General features: G+C 67.0%; 14 protein-coding genes. 8 read left to right on the forward strand and 6 right to left on the reverse strand.

Annotation, left to right across the window (positions count from 1 at the left end; translation table 11 throughout):
- Nucleotides 1–139: 139 nt before the first annotated feature.
- The 3 genes from BMZ02_RS06085 to BMZ02_RS06095 are packed head-to-tail and all read left to right on the forward strand — an operon-like array spanning nucleotide 140 to nucleotide 1,571.
- Nucleotides 140–439 (forward strand): YciI family protein, encoded by a 300-nt coding sequence (locus tag BMZ02_RS06085; RefSeq protein WP_091640921.1) that lies wholly within the window; start codon nucleotides 140–142, stop codon nucleotides 437–439.
- Nucleotides 436–726: a BolA family protein gene (locus BMZ02_RS06090; RefSeq protein WP_091640924.1), complete on the forward strand. Its 291-nt coding sequence runs from the start codon at nucleotides 436–438 to the stop codon at nucleotides 724–726. The genes BMZ02_RS06085 and BMZ02_RS06090 overlap by 4 nt, the downstream gene beginning before the upstream one ends.
- Nucleotides 723–1,571 (forward strand): peptidylprolyl isomerase, encoded by an 849-nt coding sequence (locus BMZ02_RS06095; protein WP_091640926.1) that lies wholly within the window; start codon nucleotides 723–725, stop codon nucleotides 1,569–1,571. The genes BMZ02_RS06090 and BMZ02_RS06095 overlap by 4 nt, the downstream gene beginning before the upstream one ends.
- A gap of 33 nt (nucleotides 1,572–1,604) precedes the next feature.
- Here BMZ02_RS06095 and ligA read toward each other — a convergent pair whose 3' ends face one another.
- Entirely contained in the window at nucleotides 1,605–3,905 is a 2,301-nt protein-coding gene (ligA, locus tag BMZ02_RS06100; protein WP_091641865.1) for an NAD-dependent DNA ligase LigA, read from the reverse strand.
- 315 nt (nucleotides 3,906–4,220) lie between these two features.
- Here ligA and BMZ02_RS06105 point away from each other — a divergent pair, with 315 nt between their 5' ends.
- From BMZ02_RS06105 to BMZ02_RS06115, 3 genes are all read left to right on the forward strand, one after another.
- Nucleotides 4,221–6,149 (forward strand): PrkA family serine protein kinase, encoded by a 1,929-nt coding sequence (locus BMZ02_RS06105; RefSeq protein ID WP_091640928.1) that lies wholly within the window; start codon nucleotides 4,221–4,223, stop codon nucleotides 6,147–6,149.
- A 64-nt stretch (nucleotides 6,150–6,213) separates the two neighbouring features.
- Nucleotides 6,214–7,395: a DUF444 family protein gene (locus BMZ02_RS06110; RefSeq protein WP_245753960.1), complete on the forward strand. Its 1,182-nt coding sequence runs from the start codon at nucleotides 6,214–6,216 to the stop codon at nucleotides 7,393–7,395.
- A 39-nt stretch (nucleotides 7,396–7,434) separates the two neighbouring features.
- Complete coding sequence (locus BMZ02_RS06115; protein ID WP_245753979.1) at nucleotides 7,435–8,838, forward strand: SpoVR family protein; 1,404 nt, start codon at nucleotides 7,435–7,437, stop codon at nucleotides 8,836–8,838.
- Between the two features lie 134 nt (nucleotides 8,839–8,972).
- Here BMZ02_RS06115 and epmA read toward each other — a convergent pair whose 3' ends face one another.
- Together epmA and efp are read right to left on the reverse strand one after the other, a co-directional pair.
- The gene (epmA, locus tag BMZ02_RS06120; protein WP_091640930.1) at nucleotides 8,973–9,938 is read right to left on the reverse strand and encodes an EF-P lysine aminoacylase EpmA; all 966 of its coding nucleotides are present in this window, start codon (nucleotides 9,936–9,938) and stop codon (nucleotides 8,973–8,975) included.
- Between the two features lie 30 nt (nucleotides 9,939–9,968).
- The gene (gene efp / locus BMZ02_RS06125) at nucleotides 9,969–10,538 is read right to left on the reverse strand and encodes an elongation factor P (RefSeq protein WP_091640935.1); all 570 of its coding nucleotides are present in this window, start codon (nucleotides 10,536–10,538) and stop codon (nucleotides 9,969–9,971) included.
- A 180-nt stretch (nucleotides 10,539–10,718) separates the two neighbouring features.
- Between efp and epmB the strand changes: the two genes are divergently transcribed.
- The gene (gene epmB / locus BMZ02_RS06130; protein ID WP_091640936.1) at nucleotides 10,719–11,747 is read left to right on the forward strand and encodes an EF-P beta-lysylation protein EpmB; all 1,029 of its coding nucleotides are present in this window, start codon (nucleotides 10,719–10,721) and stop codon (nucleotides 11,745–11,747) included.
- Nucleotides 11,748–11,819: 72 nt separating this feature from the next.
- Entirely contained in the window at nucleotides 11,820–13,901 is a 2,082-nt protein-coding gene (locus BMZ02_RS06135; protein WP_091640937.1) for an EAL domain-containing protein, read from the forward strand.
- A 5-nt stretch (nucleotides 13,902–13,906) separates the two neighbouring features.
- Here BMZ02_RS06135 and htpX read toward each other — a convergent pair whose 3' ends face one another.
- The 3 genes from htpX to parE all read right to left on the reverse strand — a co-directional run bounded on the left by htpX (nucleotide 13,907) and on the right by parE (nucleotide 19,023).
- Nucleotides 13,907–14,794, reverse strand: a complete 888-nt coding sequence (gene htpX / locus BMZ02_RS06140; protein WP_091640938.1) for a protease HtpX — start codon at nucleotides 14,792–14,794, stop codon at nucleotides 13,907–13,909.
- A gap of 78 nt (nucleotides 14,795–14,872) precedes the next feature.
- Nucleotides 14,873–17,131: a DNA topoisomerase IV subunit A gene (gene parC / locus BMZ02_RS06145; RefSeq protein ID WP_091640940.1), complete on the reverse strand. Its 2,259-nt coding sequence runs from the start codon at nucleotides 17,129–17,131 to the stop codon at nucleotides 14,873–14,875.
- A complete protein-coding gene (gene parE / locus BMZ02_RS06150) occupies nucleotides 17,131–19,023 on the reverse strand; it encodes a DNA topoisomerase IV subunit B (protein WP_091640942.1) in 1,893 nt (630 codons plus the stop codon). The genes parC and parE overlap by 1 nt, the downstream gene beginning before the upstream one ends.
- Nucleotides 19,024–19,221: the final 198 nt, after the last annotated feature.

Consider the following 19,221-nt stretch of genomic DNA (forward strand, 5'->3'; position numbering starts at 1 on the left):
GGCGTCATGTCCGGCGTAATGTAGCACAGTGGCGGCCGCGCTCTCCCTGCGGCCTGGATGACGGTGCCTGCCGAGCGCCGATGGGCTGTGATAACCTCGCGGACTGTTGCCAGACACCTACAATCAGGAAAAACAATCAATGTACTACGCCATCATCAGCGAGGACGTGGAGAACAGCCTGCCCCTGCGGAAGGAGGCGCGCCCCGCACACCTGGAGCGCCTGGAGGCGCTGAAGGCCGAGGGCCGCCTGCTGGTCGCCGGCCCGAACCCGGCCATCGATGCCGAGGACCCGGGCCCGGAGGGTTTCTCCGGGAGCATGGTCATCGCGGAGTTTGCGTCCCTCGAGGATGCCAAGACGTGGGCCAACGCGGACCCGTACGTGGCCGCGGGCGTCTACCAGTCAGTCACCGTGAAGCCGTTCAAGAAGGTACTGCCATGACGCAGGAACGGGTGGCGATGATCCGGCAGCGGCTCGAGGCAGCGCTGCCGGTTCGGCACATCGACATCGAGGACGAAAGCCACCTGCATGCAGGGCACGCCGGAGCGAAGGATGGCGGTGGCCATTTCCGCGTGCTGGTGGTCAGCGACGCATTTGACGGGCAGCCCCCGATCAGGCGTCACCGCCTGGTCTACGACGCCATGGGTGACGCCATGCGCAGGGACACCATCCACGCCCTGAGCATTCGCGCCCTGACCCCGGCGGAACACGAGGACCAGTCGGCATGAACGCAGCCGTCCGCGCGCTGTACGGGCTGGTCCTGCCGCTCGCGCTGCTTGCTGCCGGCTGCAGCGACGACGGGGCGGACGAGCAGGACTCCGGCGAACAGACGGTCCGGATCGTCGCCAAGGTCAACGACGAACCCATCAGCGAAACCATGCTGCAGCTGCATATCCTGCGGCGCACCGGGGAGAACCCGGACCGCGTCGACGAGGAGCAGCGCGAGACCCTGCTGCTGGAGCTGGTGGAGATGACCCTGATTGCCCAGGACGCACGCGAGCGCGGGCTGACGGACAACGAGACCGTCCGCGCGCAGATGCGCAACCTCCAGTACGCGGTGCTCGCCCAGGCCATGCTCGAGGAACTCAAGCGCGAGCCCGTGCCCAATGACGAAATGCTGGCGCGCTTCGACCAGCTCATGGACCAGGAAAGCCAGCGCCAGGAGTACCACGCGCGGCATATTCTGCTGGCGGACGAGTCGGAAGCGGAGGCCGTCATCGAGGAGCTGGACGACGGCGAAGCGTTCGGCGCACTCGCCGAGCGCCTCTCCCGCGGCCCCACGGCGGTGCGCGGCGGTGATCTGGGCTGGTTCGTGCCTGGCGACATGGTGCGGCCGTTCGGTGAAGCGGTCATGGAGCTGGAAGTCGGTGAGTACACCCGGGAGCCCGTGCGTACGCGTTACGGCTACCACGTCATCAAGCTGGAAGGTCAGCGTGACCGGGAGCCCCCGCATTTCGAGGATGTCTCCGAGCAGCTGCGGCATACGCTGACCCAGGAGCGTATCGAAGGCTACGTCAACAATCTGCGCCAGGAGGGCAAGGTGGAGCTGTACCGGCCACGGGACGACGACTGATCGGGCCTGATGCCATGGCGCGCCCGCCAGCTTCTACCCGTCGAGAAGTCGCTCCAGGCCGGCTTCATCAAGAATGGCCACACCCAGCTCCTCCGCCTTGGCCCGCTTCGACCCAGCCGCCTCGCCCGCGACCACGTAGTCGGTCTTTCCGGACACAATGCCGGTCACCTTGCCGCCCTGCGCCTCGATCCTTGCCTTGGCTTGGTCCCGACTCATGCCTTCGAGGGTGCCCGTGAGCACGAAGGTCTTGCCCGCGAGCGGGCTGGCTGCAGCAGCACCCCCCTGGATGCGGGCGCTGCTGCGGTCACTGGTCCAGTGCAGGTATTTCTCCAGCAGCAGCGCATCCACTTCGGCCAGTACGGGCTGCAGGTCCTGCAATGCCTGACGCACCCGCTCGGCATCGGCACCGGAGACGGGCAGGCGCTGGACCGGCAGCGCCGCCAGTTCCTCAAGGTGGTCGGCCTTGCCGGCCAGTTCTGCCGCACGTTTGGGGCCGACCCTGGGCAGCCCGAGCTCGGTGATGATCGCCGCGGCGCTGATGGCATCCGCGTACGCCGCGGCGAAGCCGTCCTCCCCGGTGATTTTCACCAGCCCCAGCAGGCGGTCCAGGCCACCGGCATTGCGCTCGTCGGCGAAGAAGGCGCGGATCTCCTCGCCCATGGTGCGGCCAATGCCGGGAATCAGCGCCAGCAGCACCGGATGCGCCCGCCGTATGAAATCCAGATCCCCCACCTGGGTGGCCAGCAGGCGCGCGGTATCGTCGCCCACCCCCGGGATACCGATGGCGTAGAGCAGCCGGTCCAGCGGAATGCGGCGGCGCGCCTCCACCGCGGCGATCAGATTGCCCGCGGAGACGTCGGCGAAGCCATCCAGCGCCAGCACCTTCGCCTTCTTCAGGGTGAACACGTCCGCCAGCTCCCCGACCAGCCCGGTATCCACCAGCTGCTCGGCGACCTTGTCGCCAAGCCCTTCGATGTCGAGCGCGCGGCGTGAGGCGAAATGACGGATGGACTCCTTGAGCTGCGCCGGGCACTGCATGCTGCCGATGCAGCGGTAGTCCACCTCCCCTTCCGGCCGGATGACCTCGGAGCCGCAGACCGGACAGGCCGTCGGCATCTCCCAGGGTTCGGCGCCCTCGGGCCGGGCTTCCTGAACCACGCTGACGATCTCGGGGATGACGTCCCCGGCACGGCGGACCATCACCGTATCGCCCTCGCGCACATCCTTGCGACGCAGCTCGTCCAGGTTATGCAGCGTCGCGCGGCCGACGGTGACGCCGCCCACCTCCACGGGCTCGAGCTCCGCCACCGGCGTGATGGCGCCGGTGCGGCCGACAGACGGCAGAATGCGCCGCACCCGGGTGGTGGCCTCCCGCGCGGGCAGCTTCGAGGCGATGGCCCAGCGCGGTGCGCGGGCGGTGAAACCCAGGGTCTCCCGCAGGCGCAGGTCGTCCACCTTGAACACCACACCGTCGATCTCGTAATCCAGGCTGTCCCGGCGCTCCAGCAGCTCCTCGTAGAAGCCCAGACAACCGTCGACGCCCTCCAGCCGCCGCACCTCCCGATTAACCCGGAACCCCCAGGCGCGCAGCTGCTCCAGCACCTGCCAGTGGGTGTCTCCCAGCGAGGCGCTACACTCCCCCACCCCGAAGGCGAACAGGGTCAGTGGCCGCTGGGCGGCAATCCGCGGGTCGAGCTGGCGCAGACTGCCGGCGGCGGCGTTGCGCGGATTGGCGAACGGCCGTTCGCCATTGTCCAGGCGCGAGGCATTGAGCGTCTCGAAATCCTGACGGCGGATCACCACCTCGCCGCGGACTTCCAGCCGCGCCGGGGGATTATCCCCCCGGAGTCGCAGGGGCACACTGCCCACGGTGCGCACGTTATTGGTGATGTCCTCACCCACGCGACCATCACCGCGGGTGCCCGCCTGCACCAGCAGGCCGTCTTCGTAACGGACACTGAGGGACAGCCCGTCGAGCTTCGGCTCGCCGATATAGGTCACGGCGGCAACGCTGCCACGTTCACGCACCCGGCGGTCGAATTCCCGTAACTCGTCGGCGTCGAAGGCATTATCCAGGGAGAGCATGGGCAGGCCGTGCACTACCTCGCCGAAGCCTTCGGAGGGCGCCGCGCCCACACGCTGGGTGGGCGAGTCGGGGGTGACCAGCTGCGGGTACTGGGCTTCAAGACCCTGGAGCTCCCGCAGCAGCGCATCGTACTCCGCATCCGCCAGCACGGGCGCATCCAGCACGTGGTACCGGTGATTGTGCTCGTCGATCTGCGTGCGCAGTTCGGCCACACGGCCCCGCGCCTGCTCCAGCGATGATGCGCTCATGTCCATACTCTCGGTTCGTGGCAGGTCCGCCGCCCCGGCGCCCCCGGGACGACGGGTAGTCTACCGGCTTGCAGGGAGAGCGTGAACGGCGTCAACAAACGCGCAATTCAGTGCCAATCGCAGGCAGCAAACCGCCACAGCCGGAACCATACTGTGAGTGAGGGTTCACGCCATCGGAACTAAACGGCGCAACACCCGATCCAACCGTATGAGCGTGGACCGCGGTGACCGGCCCCGGGCACGTGCAACAGGTCGGGAGCAACGGCCGGTCACCCTGGATGTCTTGCGTTGTCAGCACTCCGCAGAGGGCCGGTTATGGTGGATAAAGATCAGTTTGTCGATTCCCTGATCAGCTACACCCAGCAGCATAAGGCGAAGCACTGGGAAGGGACGTTTGGCGCGTTCCTGCGCGAGGTACTGCCCACGGCGCCGACCGCCCTGGCACGTACCAGTCACCAGTACCTATGGGACATGATCCGCTGGCATGGCAGCCAGCGGTCCGACGAGGGAGAGCACGTCACCCGATACGACCTGTTTGCCAACGATCTCTACGGCATGGATGAATCCCTGGAGCGCGTGGCCAACTACTTCAAGGCGGCCAGCGAGGGCTCCGAAGTGGGGCGCCGCCTGCTGCTCCTGCTGGGCCCGCCCTCCGGCGGCAAATCCAGCCTGGTCACGCTGCTCAAGCGCGGCCTGGAGGAGTACAGCCTCACGGACGACGGCGCCATGTATGCCATCAAGGGCTCGCCCATCCACGAGAACCCGCTGCTGCTCATTCCCCAGAGCAAGCGGGCGGAATTCCGCGATACCTACGGCGTCAACATCGAAGGCGAGCTCTCGCCCTACACCCGCACCATGCTCGAAGAGGAGTACGAGGGCGACTTCACCCAGGTGCCGGTGGAGCGGGTGTTCATCAGCGAAGCGGGGCGCGTGGGCGTGGGCACCTATGCACCCCACGACCCCACCACCGCGGATATCGCGGACCTGGTGGGCTCGGTGGACCTCTCCAAGGTTGCCCAGTACGGCGACGAGGGCAATCCGCGGGCGTGGTCGTGGTCCGGGGCGGTCTATGCCGCCAACCGCGGCATGCTGGAGATGATCGAGATTCTCAAGGTCAAGCGGGAGTTCCTCTACCTGCTGCTCACGCTCACCCAGGAGAAGAACATCAAGGTCTCGCGTTTCCCGCTGATCCACATGGATCAGACCATCGTCGCGCACACCAACCTGGCGGAATTCCGCAAGTTCCTGCAGGAGAAGGAGAACGAGGCGCTGCTGGACCGCATGGTCATCATCCAGGTGCCCTACACCCTGCGCTACCAGGATGAGGCGCGCATCTACGAGAAGCTCACGTCGGCGACGCCCACCTTCCAGGAGGTGCACCTGGACCCGCATGCGCTCAAGCTGGCGGCGGTGTTCGCGGTGCTGACCCGGCTGAAGCCGTCGGAGCGGGCGGATCTGGACCTCACCAAGAAGGTCCGCCTGCACGCCGGGGAAGATGTCGAAGGCATTTCACGCTCCGAAGTGGAGAAGGTCCGCAACGAGAACCCCGACGAGGGCATGGACGGTGTCAGCCCGCGGTTCGTGGTCAACACCCTGGCCGGAGCCATCAGCCGCAGCGAGAACAAGAGCCTCACGGCGCTGGACGTGCTGATCGCCCTCAAGGACGCCATCGAGTCCGATGCGCGCATGGATGCCAAGGAGAAGAAGATGTGGGTCGACCTGCTGGTCACCACCCGCAAGGACTTCTACAACCGGTGGGTGAAAGAGGACGTGCACAAGGCCCTGTTCGTCTCCTTCGAACAGGAGGCCCAGGAGCTGCTGGAGAAGTACCTGGACGAAGTGGAAGCGGTACTGGACAACCGCAAGGTGGAAGACCCCATCACCAGCGAGGAGCGGGACGCGGACGAGCGCTTCCTGCGCGGCGTGGAGGAGAAGATCTCCATCTCCGACGCCGGCAAGCACTCGTTCCGCCAGGAGGTGGTCCGCAAGGCCATGGGCTCCTACAAACGGGGGGAGAAGTTCACCCTGGGCAGTCACGAACGGCTGCGCGAGGCGGTGGAACAGTACCTCTTCCAGGAGCGGCGCGATGTCCTGCGGCTGGTGACCTCCAGCGCACGGCCCGATGACGAGACGCAACGGAAGGTCTCTGCGGTCGAGGACCGCCTGGTGAGTGATTACGGGTATGACGCCCACAGCGCCCGCGAGGCCCTGAACTACGTCACCACCCTGCTCTCCCAGGAGTAGGCGCCGCGGCGGCCCGGGCGGCACGGATGTCGCCCGGGCGGGGGATAGCTTTCCTGGAGGCTCTATGCGCGACGACGACAGCCAGCCCATCTCCCGCATGGCGGTGCACAACCGCTGGTACGACCTGTTCTCCCGCGGTGCCCGGGACTGGCTCCGGCACAACCAGAAGGTCCGGGACGCGGTTCGCGACCACCTGCCTGACATGGTCACCGGCTCCGACATCCTCAGCCGCCCCGGCGACCGCACCGTGCAGGTGCCGGTGCGGTTCATGGAACACTACCGCTTCCGCCTGCGCGACCCCCACGAGGACGACGGCGTCGGCCAGGGCAAGGGCGAACCGGGGGACGTATTCCGCACCGGCGGCCAGCCGAAGCGCGGCAAGGGCAGCGGTGAAGGCGGCAGTGGCGAAGGGGAATTCCAGTTCGTGCTGGAGTTCAAGGTGGACGACATCGTGGACTGGATCTGGCAGGAACTGGAGCTGCCGGACCTCAAGCCCAAGACCGCCGACGCCCTGCAGGACGATGAGCTCACGCCCGAGGGCTGGGACCGCCGCGGGCCGCGGGCGCGGCTGGACCGCCGCCGCACGGTCAAGGAAGCGGTGAAGCGGCGCGCCGTGCAGACCGATCCCGTGCCGTTCACCGACGACGACCTGCGCTACCGGCAGCTCTCCCGGCGTCGCCGCCCCGCCATGAATGCCGTGGTGGCCTTCATCCTGGACGTCTCGGCGAGCATGGACGGCAACCGGCGCAAGCTCGCAAAGGCATTCTTCTTCTGGGCCACCCAGGGGTTGCGCCGGCAGTACGGCAATATCGAGACGGTATTCGTGGCCCACACCAACGAGGCGTGGGAGTTCAGCGAAGAAGAGTTCTTCCAGATCAGCGCCACGGGCGGCACCGTGGCCTCCAGCGGCATGCGCAGCGTGCGTGACATCTTCGCCGAGCGCTACCCCGCCGCCCAGTACAACCAGTACGTCTTCTACGCCTCGGACGGCGACAACTTCGCCGATGACCGCGACGCCGCCGAGGCGGTCGCCCTGGAGCTGGCGTCGGAGGTGAACTTCATGGGGCTGGTGGAGACGCCCCAGAACCGCTTCGAGGCGGCACGCTCGGAGACCGGACGGCTGTTCAAGTCCCTGGAGGCGCGCAACTACCCGGTCAGCAGCTATACCGTGCACGCCGACGAGGACATCTGGGACGCCATTCGCGCGTTCTTCCGGCGACAGGTCAGCGCCGCAGACAGCGACTAGCACCGACGCATCACGAGCCAGGAGGTGACCGTGGACCACATGCACGGCCCGGAGATGAGCAACGAGCAGCTTGCCGATTACGCACCGCGGATCGAGGCCCTGGCGAAAGAGCGGGGCCTGAGCTTCTACCCGGTGGACTTCGAGCTGGTTCCCAACGCCTTCATGATGGAGGTGGCGGTCTACGGGCTGCCGGTGCGCATGCCCCACTGGTCGTTCGGGGTGCGCTACATCTACCAGTACGTCCAGCACCGCATGGGCCACTCGAAGATCTTCGAGGTGGTCTTCCCCGGCAATCCGAACCGCGCCTACCTGGTGGACGACAACGCCCTGGCCGAGAACACGCTGGTCACCGCCCACGTGCTCGGTCACGCGGACTTCTCCCGCAACAATCAGCTGTTCGAGCGCATGCAGCGCGAGGTGGGTTACCACATCGTCGAGCAGGCCGCCGAGCGTGCCAACCGGATCCAGGCCGCCATCGAGGACCACGGGCAGAGCCGGGTGGAAGCGGTGCTGGATGCCGCCCTCGCCCTGGAAGCCAACGTGGACACCAACCAGGGGCTCAACCGCCCCGATTACCCGGTGATGCGCGAGCCCCGTGACAAGCCGCCGGCCCAGGGATTCCAGCGCCATTACGACCAACTGCCCGGGGAAGACACCGCGGAACCGTTGCCGGCGCGGGAGCGTGCGCCGATCCCGCCCGCCCCCGAGTACGACCTGCTCTGGTTCATCGCCCGCTACGCCCCGGAGCTGGAGGGCTGGGAGCGGGATATCTTCCTCGCGGTCCGGGAGGAGTCGTTCTATTTCTACCCGGTATTCGCCTGCCAGATCATGAACGAGGGCTGGGCCAGCTACTGGCACGCCCGCCTGCTGCGGGAAGCGGATTTTCTCCCCGACCGGGTCTACCTGGACGCCATCAAGACCCACTCCGACGTGGTCCGGCCCTACGCAGGCGACGATGCGGTCTCGTTGCGGGTAAACCCCTACCACCTGGGGTTCTCCATGTGGGAGCGCATTCTGAAGGACTGCAGCCTGGACGAGGCCCTGGCGATCCGGCGGGACGAGGACGACTTCAGCTTCATCCGCAACTACCTCCACGAGGATCTGGCCAAGGAGCTGCAGCTGTTCAACTTCACCCGCCGCCCCGGCGCCGGCGGCGAAGAGCGGTTCATCGTGCGCGACCGGGAGATCGACACCCTGCGGGAGAACATCCTGGCGCCGAAGTTCAACTACGGCGGGCCGCGCATCTACGTGAAGGCCATGGGCGCCGATGGCCACCTGGAGCTGGGGCACGACGTCGAGAACGACGGCCGCGGTCTGGACCTGAACCGCTCCCGCAAGGTGCTCAATTACATCCAGCGGGTATGGCGACGGCCGGTGCGCCTGGAGACCGTGGACCACGCAGGGGATGCGAAGGTCCTCACGCCGGACGACGGGGACGATTGAGCACGTCGGTGTGATCGGCTGGTGGACCTGAAGGTCCACCCTACGGGGCTACGGAGCGGTGCCTCGGGGTCTGGGCGTAGGGTGGACGTTTACGTCCACCATCCCGACTCGTGCACTGCCACGCCAACCGCCTGTCATGCCCTCTCCAGGGGAAACGCGAGCACCTCGTCGATGTGCGCAGCCCCCAGCGCTACCATGAACAGCCGATCCAGCCCCAGGGCCACCCCGGCACAATCCGGCAGCCCCGCCCCGAGGGCGGCCAGCAGATTCTCGTCCATCGGTGGCACCGGCTGACCGCGGCGGTGGCGCGTGTCCTGATCCGCGGCGAAGCGCCGCCGCTGCTCGTCGGCATCACTCAGCTCGTGGAATCCGTTGGCGATCTCCATGCCCTGCAGGTAGCACTCGAAGCGCTCGGCCACCGGCGGGTCACCGGGCCGGATGCGGGCCAGTGCGGCCTGGGCCGCGGGGAAGTCGTGCACGAAGTCCAGGGCGTCACGGCCCAGATCCGGCGCAATGCAGTGGGACAGGATCAGATCCAGCAGCGCCTCCCGGTCCAGGCCCTGCGGCGGCGCCACCGACAACCGGTTCGCCGCGGCCTCGAGGCGCGCGATGGCATCGCCATGGGCATCAATGCCCAGGGGGGCGAATAGCCCTGCATAGGTGTGAAAACGGACCGGTCGCGGCCCGATCACGTGCTGGACGAGCGCCGCCACCTCGTCCATGAGCGCGTGGTGATCCCAGCCGGGACGGTACCACTCGAGCATGGTGAACTCGGGGTTGTGCCGCGCGCCACGCTCACCGCCGCGGAAGACCCGGGTGATCTGCCAGATCGCGCCGGAGCCCGCAGCCAGAAGCCGCTTCATGGGGAATTCCGGCGAGGTGTGCAGGTACAATCGCCCGTCCGCCGGCGCCCCCGGGCCGTCATACGCCGTGGCAAGCGACTCGAGGTTGGGGTCGGTCACCGCGGCGGCGGAGAGCATGGGCGTCTCCACCTCCAGGACCCCGCGTTCACGAAAGAAACCCCGCACCGCGTCCAGCAGTCGGGACCGCGCATGCAGGGTTTCCAGGGAGGCGGCGGGCCGCCAGGTTGCATCGCTCACGTCGTCACTCCGGCACCGGACCGGCCGGCATCACTCCTTGACGCGGCTCACGTACTCGGCGGTGCGGGTATCGATGCGCAGCACTTCACCCTCTTCGATGAACAGCGGCACGCGCACGACCGCGCCGGTCTCCACCGTGGCCGGCTTGCTGCCGCCGCTGCTGGTGTCGCCCCGGAGGCCCGGATCCGTCTCCGTGACCTTGAGCTCGACGAACGCCGGCGCGTCCACCTGCAGCGGCTCGCCGTTCCACAGGGTCACGTTGCAGATATCCTGCTCCTTCAACCACTTGTCGGCGTCGCCCATGGCGGCCTTGTTGGCGGCGATCTGATCGAAGGTCTCCATGTCCATGAAGTACCAGAATTCGCCGTCGCTGTAGAGGTACTGGAGCTCGGTCTCCAGCACGTCGGCTGCTTCCACGGACTCGCCGGACTTGAAGGTACGATCCAGCACCTTGCCGGTCTTGAGGTTGCGCAGTTTGACCCGGTTGAACGCCTGACCCTTGCCGGGTTTCACGAACTCGTTCTCGACGATGCTGTACGGCTCGCCGTCAAGCATGAGCTTGAGTCCGCCCTTGAACTGGTTGGTGCTGTATGTCGCCATTGGGACCCCGTTACCTGCGATGGGCGCCGGGCGGGAGCCTGCCCGGCGACTGATGTGCTAGTGTGATGGCTCCGTTTCGTTCGGGCCGCGGCCGCGCGCTCACGCGCTGCGCGTCCTGGCCGACGGCCCTGAATGCTAACGAAAATTCCGCATCGTTACTAACCTTCTTGGCAGAAGTCCATGTCAGCAGGCGTTGCCCCCAGCAGACCTCCACGGCCCTCCGCCTGGCAGAGTGAGCTCGCCCGCGGCTATCGCCGCCCGGACGAACTCCTGGCCGCGCTGGGGCTCGATTGCAGCCACCTGCCGGCGGCCCGGGCAGGCCACGCCGCCTTCCCGGTGCGTGTGCCGAGGGGGTTCGTGGCACGGATGCGCCACGGCGACCCGGACGATCCATTGCTGCGCCAGGTGTTGCCGGTAGCGGCCGAACAGGACGACGACCCGGGCTTCGTCCAGGACCCGGTGGGCGACCTCTCCGCCATGAGCACGCCCGGCGTGCTGCACAAGTACCACGGACGCGCGCTACTGGTGACCACCGGTGCCTGTGCCATCAACTGCCGTTACTGCTTCCGCCGCCACTTTCCCTATGGCGACGCCCATGCCGCCCGGCACCAGTGGGGCCCGGCCCTGGCCTACCTGCGCGGGCGCCCGGAACTGACCGAGATCATCCTGAGCGGCGGCGACCCCCTCACCCTGCCGGACCACCGCCTGGGCACGCTGGCTGCCGAGCTTGACGCAACCCCCCACCTGCGACGGCTGCGCATCCATTCGCGCCTCCCCATCGTGTTGCCGGAGCGGGTGGACGACGCGTTTCTGCAGTGGTTTACCGGTGGCCGGCTGCAACCGGTGATGGTGCTGCACGCCAACCACGCCAGCGAGCTGGATGACAGCGTCGCCGCCGCCTGCGACCGCATGCGCCGTGCGGGCGTCACCCTGCTCAACCAGGCAGTCCTGCTGCGTGGCATCAACGACGATGTCGCCAGTCAGGAGGCGCTCAGCGAGCGCCTGTTCGCCATCGGCGTTCTCCCCTACTACCTGCACCAGCTGGATCGGGTGGCGGGTGCCACCCATTTCCTGGTTGCCGAAGACCGGGCCCGGGCGCTGGCGGCCGCCCTGGCCGAGCGGCTGCCGGGTTACCTGGTCCCGCAGCTCACCCGCGAGGATGCCAGCGCCCCGGCCAAGACGCCGCTGGCCACCCCCAGGCACGGGTAACGCAACGCTTGGCGTCGCCGCCCCGCTGCGGCACCATCCATTGAATCAATCACGACTACAGGGATCGAGCGAATGAATCAGGACGAGGTGGTCCGGCTACTGGTGGCAGACGCGTCGCTGAACGACGCCGAGATGTTCATCAGCGTGCTGCGGAACGCGGGGCATGCGGTAAGGGCCACACGGATCGAGGACGACGAGGATCTTCGCGACACCCTCTCCGAGCATGCCTTCGATCTGTTCCTGTGCTCCACGGAGCTGGACAGCCTCGGATTCGCCGACGCGGCGCACATCATCCAGGAGAGTGGTCGTGATCTGCCGATGCTGGCCGTCGCCGGCGAAGACGACCAGAATCGGCGCCGGGAGGCCCTGCAGGCGGGCGCCCAGGACATGGTCTGCAAGAGCGACCTGGACCACCTCAAGCTGGTGGTCCGGCGCGAACTCAGGCACCTCGGCGAGCGCCGCCGCCTGCGCCGCATCGAGAAGGCGCTGCGCGAATCCGAGCGCCGGGCGAGTGCCCTGCTGGACAGCTCCCGGGATGCCATCGCCTACGTACACGAAGGCATGCACATCTACGCCAACCCGGCCTACCTGGAGACGTTCGGCGTGGATGCATTCGCGGAGATCGAGGGGATGCCGATCCTGGACATGGTCGACCCCGACGATCAGAAAGCCTTCAAGGAGGTGCTCAGGCGATTCAGTCAGGGCGATCACAGCGAGCCCCACGCAAGCGTCAGCATGACCACCGGCGAACGACTGCTCCCGGTTCACGTCAGCCTGTCCGCGGCCACCGTGGACGGCGAAGCGTGCACCCAGATTCTGATCCGGGAGCAATCCAGCGACAGCGAACTGGAGGCGGAACTGGATTCACTGAGCAGAAAGGACCTGCTCACGGGGCTCGCCAACCGCACCCATTTCCTCGACGAACTGCGGTCGGTCATTGCCGAGGCTGCTGCCGACGACGACAGCAGCCACGGCCTGCTGTACATCCAGGTGGAAAACCTCGACGGCATCCGCCAGACCCTGGGGATCGCGGCGAGTGACAAGACGGTCACCGACGTTGCGGACCTCATCAGCGCCGAGCTGGAGCCGGACTATGTCGCCGGCCGCTTCGCAGACGATGTCCTCACGGTGCTGCTGCCACACCGCAGCGTACACGAGGCCGTGGCGCTGGCGGAGGCCATCCGTCAGCAGGTGCATGACCACATCGTTCAGGCCGGACAGCACACGGTCACGACCACCTGCGCCATCGGCGCACTCATGGTCGGCGAGACTTCCCCGGACGCCGACGAAGCCATCTCCCGCGTGCATCAGGCGTGCGAGGTCGCCCGCAACGCCGGCGGCAACCAGGTTCACCTCCATGCGACAGAAGACCGCAACGGCAGCGCCGGGGCGGCGCAGCGGTGGCGCGAGACCATCGAGGATGCCCTGCAGCAGAACCGGTTCCACCTGGTCTACATGCCCGTCGCATCCCTGAGCGGCGACGGCTCACCCCGCTACGAGGTACGGCTGCGCCTGCGCAACGAAGACGGCGTCGACCTGATGCCCGGGGATTTCGTCCCCCAGGCGGAGGACGCCGGCATGATGAACCAGCTGGACCGCTGGGTGGTGGAACACGTGCTGCAGGCCCTCAAGCGGCAGGCGGCCACCGACGGAGCCACCACGCTCATGGTCAAGCTCTCCGGTCAGACACTGGCCGACCGGGAGTTCACGACCTTTCTCGGGGCGCGCCTGAAGGCGCACGGGGTGCGTGGGGCCGCACTCAGCTTCGAGGTGAACGAGCCGGTGGCCGTGACCCAGCTCAACGATGCCCGGGAGGCGTTCCGGGGCATCAAGGAGCTGGGCTGCGGGTTCACCCTCGACCACTTCGGCAGCAGCCTGAACCCGTTCCAGCTGCTCAAGCACCTGCCGGCGGATCACCTGAAACTGGATCGCTCGCTGGGCCGGGATCTCGCCAGTAACGAGAAGACCCAGGAGCGGGTCCGGTCCATCATCGAAAACGCCCACGCCATGAAGAAGCACGTCATCGCCGGTTACGTGGAGGATGCCATGACCATGGCGACCTACTGGCGCTACCAGGTCGATTTCGTGCAGGGCCATTTCCTGCACGCACCCTCCCCGGAGATGGACTACGACTTCACCGGCACCGTGATGTGAGCGGTTCAGCCGTAGCGCCGCTCCCGTAGCGCGGCGATGCGGTCATCCAGGGGCGGATGGCTCATCATGAGGCTCTTGAGCCCTTGCCCCATCCGACCGGAGATACCGAACGCCTCGACCTGCTCCGGCAGCGTCGACGGCTCGCTGTTGCGCTTGAGCTTCTCCAGCGCCGCGATCATCTTCTCGCGACCGGCAAATCGGGCACCACCCAGATCGGCGCGGTATTCCCGCTGTCGCGAGAACCACTGCACGATCATGCTGGCAATGATGCCGAGCACGATCTGGGCGAAGATCACGGTGATCCAGAAGCCGGGGCCGTAGCCGCGTTCGTTCTTGAAGATCACCTTGTCCACGAACATGCCCACCACCCGCGACAGCACGATCACGAAGGTGTTCAGCACGCCCTGGATCAGGGCCAACGTGACCATGTCGCCGTTCTGGATATGGGCCACCTCGTGGCCGATGACCGCCTCGGCCTCATCCGCGTTCATCTGCCGCAGCAGCCCGGCACTGACCGCCACCAGCGCATCATCCCGCTTCATGCCGGTGGCAAACGCGTTGATCTCCGGCGCGTCGTAGATGGCGACTTCCGGCATGCCGATACCGGCCTGCTGAGCGTGCCGGCGGACCGTATCCACCAGCCACTGCTCGGTGGGATTGGCCGGTTTGTCGATCACCCGCGCCCCGGTCATGCGCTTGGCCATGGTCTTGGACAGGGCCAGGGAGATGAACGCACCACCCATGCCGAAAATAGTGGCCAGAATCAGAATGCCCGTGGTGTTCATGTGCATCCCTTCCCGGGCCATCCACGGCTCGATGAAGAGATTCAGCATGATGCCCAGCAGCACCACGATGCCCAGGTTGGTCAGCAGAAACAGCGAAACGCGCTTCATGGTTGATCGATTCTCTCAGTCGCCAGACGGTTCTGTACTGTTACTTAGATAGGGGCAAGCGGCGCGGGTTCAAGCCCGTCACGGCGTCACGGCCTCCATGGCGCTGACGCGCTGGAACCCCCGGGGCAACGCTCCGCCCCGCCGCCCACGGGCCGCCTCGTAACCATCCAGATCGGCCGGCTTGAGGGTCAGGGTGCGCTTGCCGGCGGCCAGGGACAGGCTGCCACCGGCCGGCACCGCAACGACACCCAGCAGCACCTCTTCGCGGCTTTTCACCTTGTCCGGGGGGATGCCCATGATCTTGTTGCCCTTGCCCTTGCTCATCTGCGGCAGCTCGCTGACCGGGAACACCAGCAGCCGGCCGGCGGAGGATACCGCCGCAATGCGGTCACTGTCGGGGTCATGCACCGCACTCGGCGGTAGCAGGCGTGCACCGGCGGGCACGGTGAGCACGGTCTTGCCCGCCCGGTTCTTGGCCTGCAGGTCACCGATGGTGGTGACGAACCCGAAGCCCGCATCGGAGGCGAGAATCAACCGCTCGCTGTCGTCCCCGGCCACGACCTGCTCGAACTTCGCCCCGCTCGGCAGCGTCAGACGGCCGGTCAGCGGCTCGCCCTGGCTCCGTGCCGACGGCAGCGAGTGTGCCGGCAGGGAATAGGCGCGGCCGGTGGAGTCCAGGAAGATCGCCGGCCGGTTGCTGCGCCCCCGGGCGTGGGCGCGGTAGCCGTCTCCGCCCTTGTAGTTCAGCGTCTCCGGGTCGATGTCGTGCCCCTTGGCCGCCCGCGCCCAGCCCTTCTCGGAGAGCACCACGGTGACCGGTTCGCTGGGCACCAGGGCCGATTCATCCAGGGCCCTGGCGGCGCTGCGCTCCACCAGCGGGGAGCGGCGATCATCGCCGTAGGTCTCCGCATCGGCGGCGAGTTCGCTGCTCACCTGCTCGCGCAGGCGGTCGTCGGAGCCGAGGATCGACTGCAACTGCTCGCGCTCCTGCTGCAGCTCGTCCTGCTCACCCCGGATCTTCATTTCCTCGAGCTTCGCCAGGTGGCGCAGGCGCAGCTCCAGAATGGCCTCGGCCTGGCGGTCACTGAGGCCGAACCGGGCCATGAGCTCCGCCTTGGGCTCGTCCTCTTCGCGGATGATCCGGATGACCTCGTCGATATTGAGGTAGGCGGTGAGCAACCCCTCGAGGATGTGCAGCCGCGCCTCCACCTTGTCCAGGCGCCACTGCAGGCGCCGGCGCACGGTCTCGGTGCGGAACTGCAGCCACTCGCTCAGCAGGCTGTTGAGGCTTTTCACCTGTGGCCGGCCATCCAGGCCGATCACGTTCAGGTTGACCCGGTAGTTCTTCTCCAGGTCGGTGGTGGCGAACAGGTGCTTCATCACCTCGGCGGTGTCCACGCGATTGGAGCGCGGCACCACCACCAGACGGGTGGGGTTCTCGTGATCCGACTCGTCGCGGAGATCCTCCACCATGGGCAGCTTCTTCGCCTGCATCTGCGCCGCGATCTGCTCCAGCACCTTGCTGCCCGAGACCTGGAACGGCAGCGCGGTGATGATGATGTCGCCATCCTCCACCTGGTAGCGGGCGCGCATGCGCACGCTGCCGTTACCCTTCTCGTAGACTTTCAGGATCTCTTCGCGCGGCGTGATGATCTCGGCATCGGTGGGGAAATCCGGCCCCTGGATATGCTCGCAGAGCTGCTCCACGGTGGCGTCGGGTTCGTCCAGCAGCCGGATGCAGGCACTGGCGACCTCACGCAGGTTGTGCGGCGGGATGTCGGTCGCCATGCCCACGGCGATGCCGGTGCCGCCATTGAGCAGCACGTTGGGCATACGCGCAGGCATCAGGGCCGGTTCGTCCATGGTGCCGTCGAAGTTCGGCACCCACTCCACCGTGCCCTGGCCCAGTTCCGCGAGCAGCACCTCGGAATACTTCGCCAGCCGCGACTCGGTGTACCGCATGGCGGCGAAGGACTTCGGATCGTCCGGCGACCCCCAGTTCCCCTGTCCGTCCACCAGCGGGTAGCGGTAGGAGAAGGGCTGCGCCATGAGCACCATGGCCTCGTAACAGGCGGAATCCCCGTGGGGGTGGTACTTGCCGAGCACGTCGCCCACGGTACGGGCGGATTTCTTGTACTTCGCCAGCGCCGACAGGCCGAGCTCGGACATGGCATAGACGATGCGCCGCTGTACCGGCTTGAGGCCATCGCCGATATTCGGCAGCGCCCGGTCGAGGATGACGTACATGGAGTAGTCCAGGTACGCCTTCTCGGTGAACTCGTGCAGCGGGCGGGATTCGAAGTCGGGGTTGTTGCCCGTGGTATCCGTATCACTCATTAAACCAGCACCTCCGCCATGTTGCCCTTGCTCTCCAGCCAGCTGCGGCGCTGACCGGCGGCACCCTTGCCCAGCAGCATGTTCATGAGCCGCGTGGTCTCCTCGGGGGCATCAACCGTGAGCTGCACCAGGCGCCGTGTATCCGGCCGCATGGTGGTCTCGCGCAGCTGCACCGGATTCATCTCGCCCAGGCCCTTGAAACGGGTGGTGGACACCTTGCCCTTGAGCTTCTCGGCCTGGATGCGGTCCAGCACGCCGGCCCGCTCGTGCTCGTCGAGGGCGTAGAAGGTCTGCTTGCCCACGTCGATGCGGTAGAGCGGCGGCATGGCCACGAACACGTGCCCGGCCCGCACCACCGACGGGAAATGTTTCAGGAACAGCGCACACAACAGCGTGGCGATGTGGGCGCCGTCCGGGTCGGCGTCCGCCAGAACGCAGACCTTGCCGTAGCGCAGCTTCGACAGATCATCCGAGCCGGGCTCGATGCCCAGCGCCACGGCGATATCGTGGACCTCCTGGGACGCCATGACCTCGCTCGGATCCACCTCCCAGGTGTTGAGAATCTTGCCACGCAGCGGCATCACGGCCTGGAACTCCCGGTCCCGCGCCTGTTTGGCGGAACCGCCGGCGGAGTCCCCCTCCACCAGGAACAGCTCGGTCCGGTTCGGGTCCTGGGCCGTGCAGTCGGCCAGTTTGCCCGGCAACGCGGGGCCGCTGCTCACGCGCTTGCGCGCCACCTTGCGGGAGGAGCGCATACGCCGGTTGGCGTTGGCGAGCACCTGCTGGACGATCGCCTCGGCGGCGTCCACGTGCTGGTTCAACCAGAGGCTGAAGGCGTCCTTGACCACGCCGGAGACGAACGTGGCGCACTCCCGCGACGACAGCCTCTCCTTGGTCTGACCGGAGAACTGCGGATCCTCCAGCTTCACGGAGAGCACGTAGGAGAGATTCTCCCAGACATCCTCCGGCGTGATCTTCACCCCCCGCGGCAACAGGTTGCGAAACTCGCAGAACTCGCGGATGGCGTCGGTCAGGCCGGTGCGCAGGCCGTTGACGTGCGTCCCGCCAAGCGGGGTGGGGATGAGGTTGACGTACGACTCGGCAACGCCCTCGCCGCCTTCGGGAAGCCACGTCAGCGCCCACTCCGCCGCCTCGGTGGTGCCGGTCATGCGGCCGGTGAACGGCTCTTCCGGCAACCGCGGGAGGTCTACCAGCGCCGAGGCCAGGTAATCCCGCAAGCCATCCTCGTAATACCAGGTGGTCTCGTCCTCGCCGGGCTCGTCCCGGAATACCACCTCCAGCCCCGGGCAGAGCACGGCCTTGGCGCGCAGGATATGGCGCAGCTTCGGCACCGAGAACTTCGGGCTGTCGAAATAGCGGGCGTCGGGCCAGAAGTGCAGGGTCGTGCCCGTGTTGCGCTTGCCGACGGTGCCAATCTCCTTGAGATCGGAGACCTTCTCGCCGTTGGCAAACCCGATGTGGTACTCGCGACCGTCACGGCGCACGGTAACGTCCAGCCGCCGCGACAACGCGTTGACCACGGAAACCCCGACACCGTGCAGCCCGCCGGAGAACTGGTAGTTCTTGTTGGAGAACTTGCCGCCGGCGTGCAGCCTGCTGAGAATCACCTCGACGCCGGGGGCGCCCTCTTCCGGGTGCACGTCCACGGGCATGCCGCGGCCGTCGTCCTGCACGGACAGGGACTGGTCGGTGTGCAGCGTCACGGTAATACGGCGCGCGTGCCCGCCGATGGCTTCGTCGACACTGTTGTCGACCACTTCCTGGGCAAGGTGGTTGGGCCGCGCGGTGTCGGTATACATGCCCGGCCGTTTGCGCACCGGATCGAGACCGGTAAGTACTTCAATGGACGCGGAATCGTAGTGTTCTGCCATGGAGTCGTCTTCGGAACCGATTGCCTGTATGGGGACGGCCGCACTGGAAAGCAGCCGGCTGCAGCAGTCTACAGGTGGCAACGCGCCGCGGCGAGTACCAGCGCACACCCCGGGAAGTCCGTTGCCGGCGCCGGATTCCGGACACCGCCCCCGGGCCAAATTGACCCCCCGACGCGCCTGCGCTACCGTTCCCCCGAA

The organism is Aquisalimonas asiatica (assembly GCF_900110585.1).
In the GTDB taxonomy this organism is placed as follows: Bacteria; Pseudomonadota; Gammaproteobacteria; order Nitrococcales; family Aquisalimonadaceae; genus Aquisalimonas; species Aquisalimonas asiatica.

What these genes read in the sequence shown, in the direction of transcription:
- BMZ02_RS06085 (WP_091640921.1), top strand. Translation starts at nt 140, where the DNA reads ATGTACTACGCCATCATCAGCGAGGACGTGGAGAACAGCCTGCCCCTG.
- BMZ02_RS06090 (WP_091640924.1), top strand. Translation starts at nt 436, where the DNA reads ATGACGCAGGAACGGGTGGCGATGATCCGGCAGCGGCTCGAGGCAGCG.
- BMZ02_RS06095 (WP_091640926.1), top strand. Translation starts at nt 723, where the DNA reads ATGAACGCAGCCGTCCGCGCGCTGTACGGGCTGGTCCTGCCGCTCGCG.
- ligA (WP_091641865.1), bottom strand. Translation starts at nt 3,905, where the DNA reads ATGAGCGCATCATCGCTGGAGCAGGCGCGGGGCCGTGTGGCCGAACTG.
- BMZ02_RS06105 (WP_091640928.1), top strand. Translation starts at nt 4,221, where the DNA reads ATGGTGGATAAAGATCAGTTTGTCGATTCCCTGATCAGCTACACCCAG.
- BMZ02_RS06110 (WP_245753960.1), top strand. Translation starts at nt 6,214, where the DNA reads ATGCGCGACGACGACAGCCAGCCCATCTCCCGCATGGCGGTGCACAAC.
- BMZ02_RS06115 (WP_245753979.1), top strand. Translation starts at nt 7,435, where the DNA reads ATGCACGGCCCGGAGATGAGCAACGAGCAGCTTGCCGATTACGCACCG.
- efp (WP_091640935.1), bottom strand. Translation starts at nt 10,538, where the DNA reads ATGGCGACATACAGCACCAACCAGTTCAAGGGCGGACTCAAGCTCATG.
- epmB (WP_091640936.1), top strand. Translation starts at nt 10,719, where the DNA reads ATGTCAGCAGGCGTTGCCCCCAGCAGACCTCCACGGCCCTCCGCCTGG.
- BMZ02_RS06135 (WP_091640937.1), top strand. Translation starts at nt 11,820, where the DNA reads ATGAATCAGGACGAGGTGGTCCGGCTACTGGTGGCAGACGCGTCGCTG.
- htpX (WP_091640938.1), bottom strand. Translation starts at nt 14,794, where the DNA reads ATGAAGCGCGTTTCGCTGTTTCTGCTGACCAACCTGGGCATCGTGGTG.
- parC (WP_091640940.1), bottom strand. Translation starts at nt 17,131, where the DNA reads ATGAGTGATACGGATACCACGGGCAACAACCCCGACTTCGAATCCCGC.
- parE (WP_091640942.1), bottom strand. Translation starts at nt 19,023, where the DNA reads ATGGCAGAACACTACGATTCCGCGTCCATTGAAGTACTTACCGGTCTC.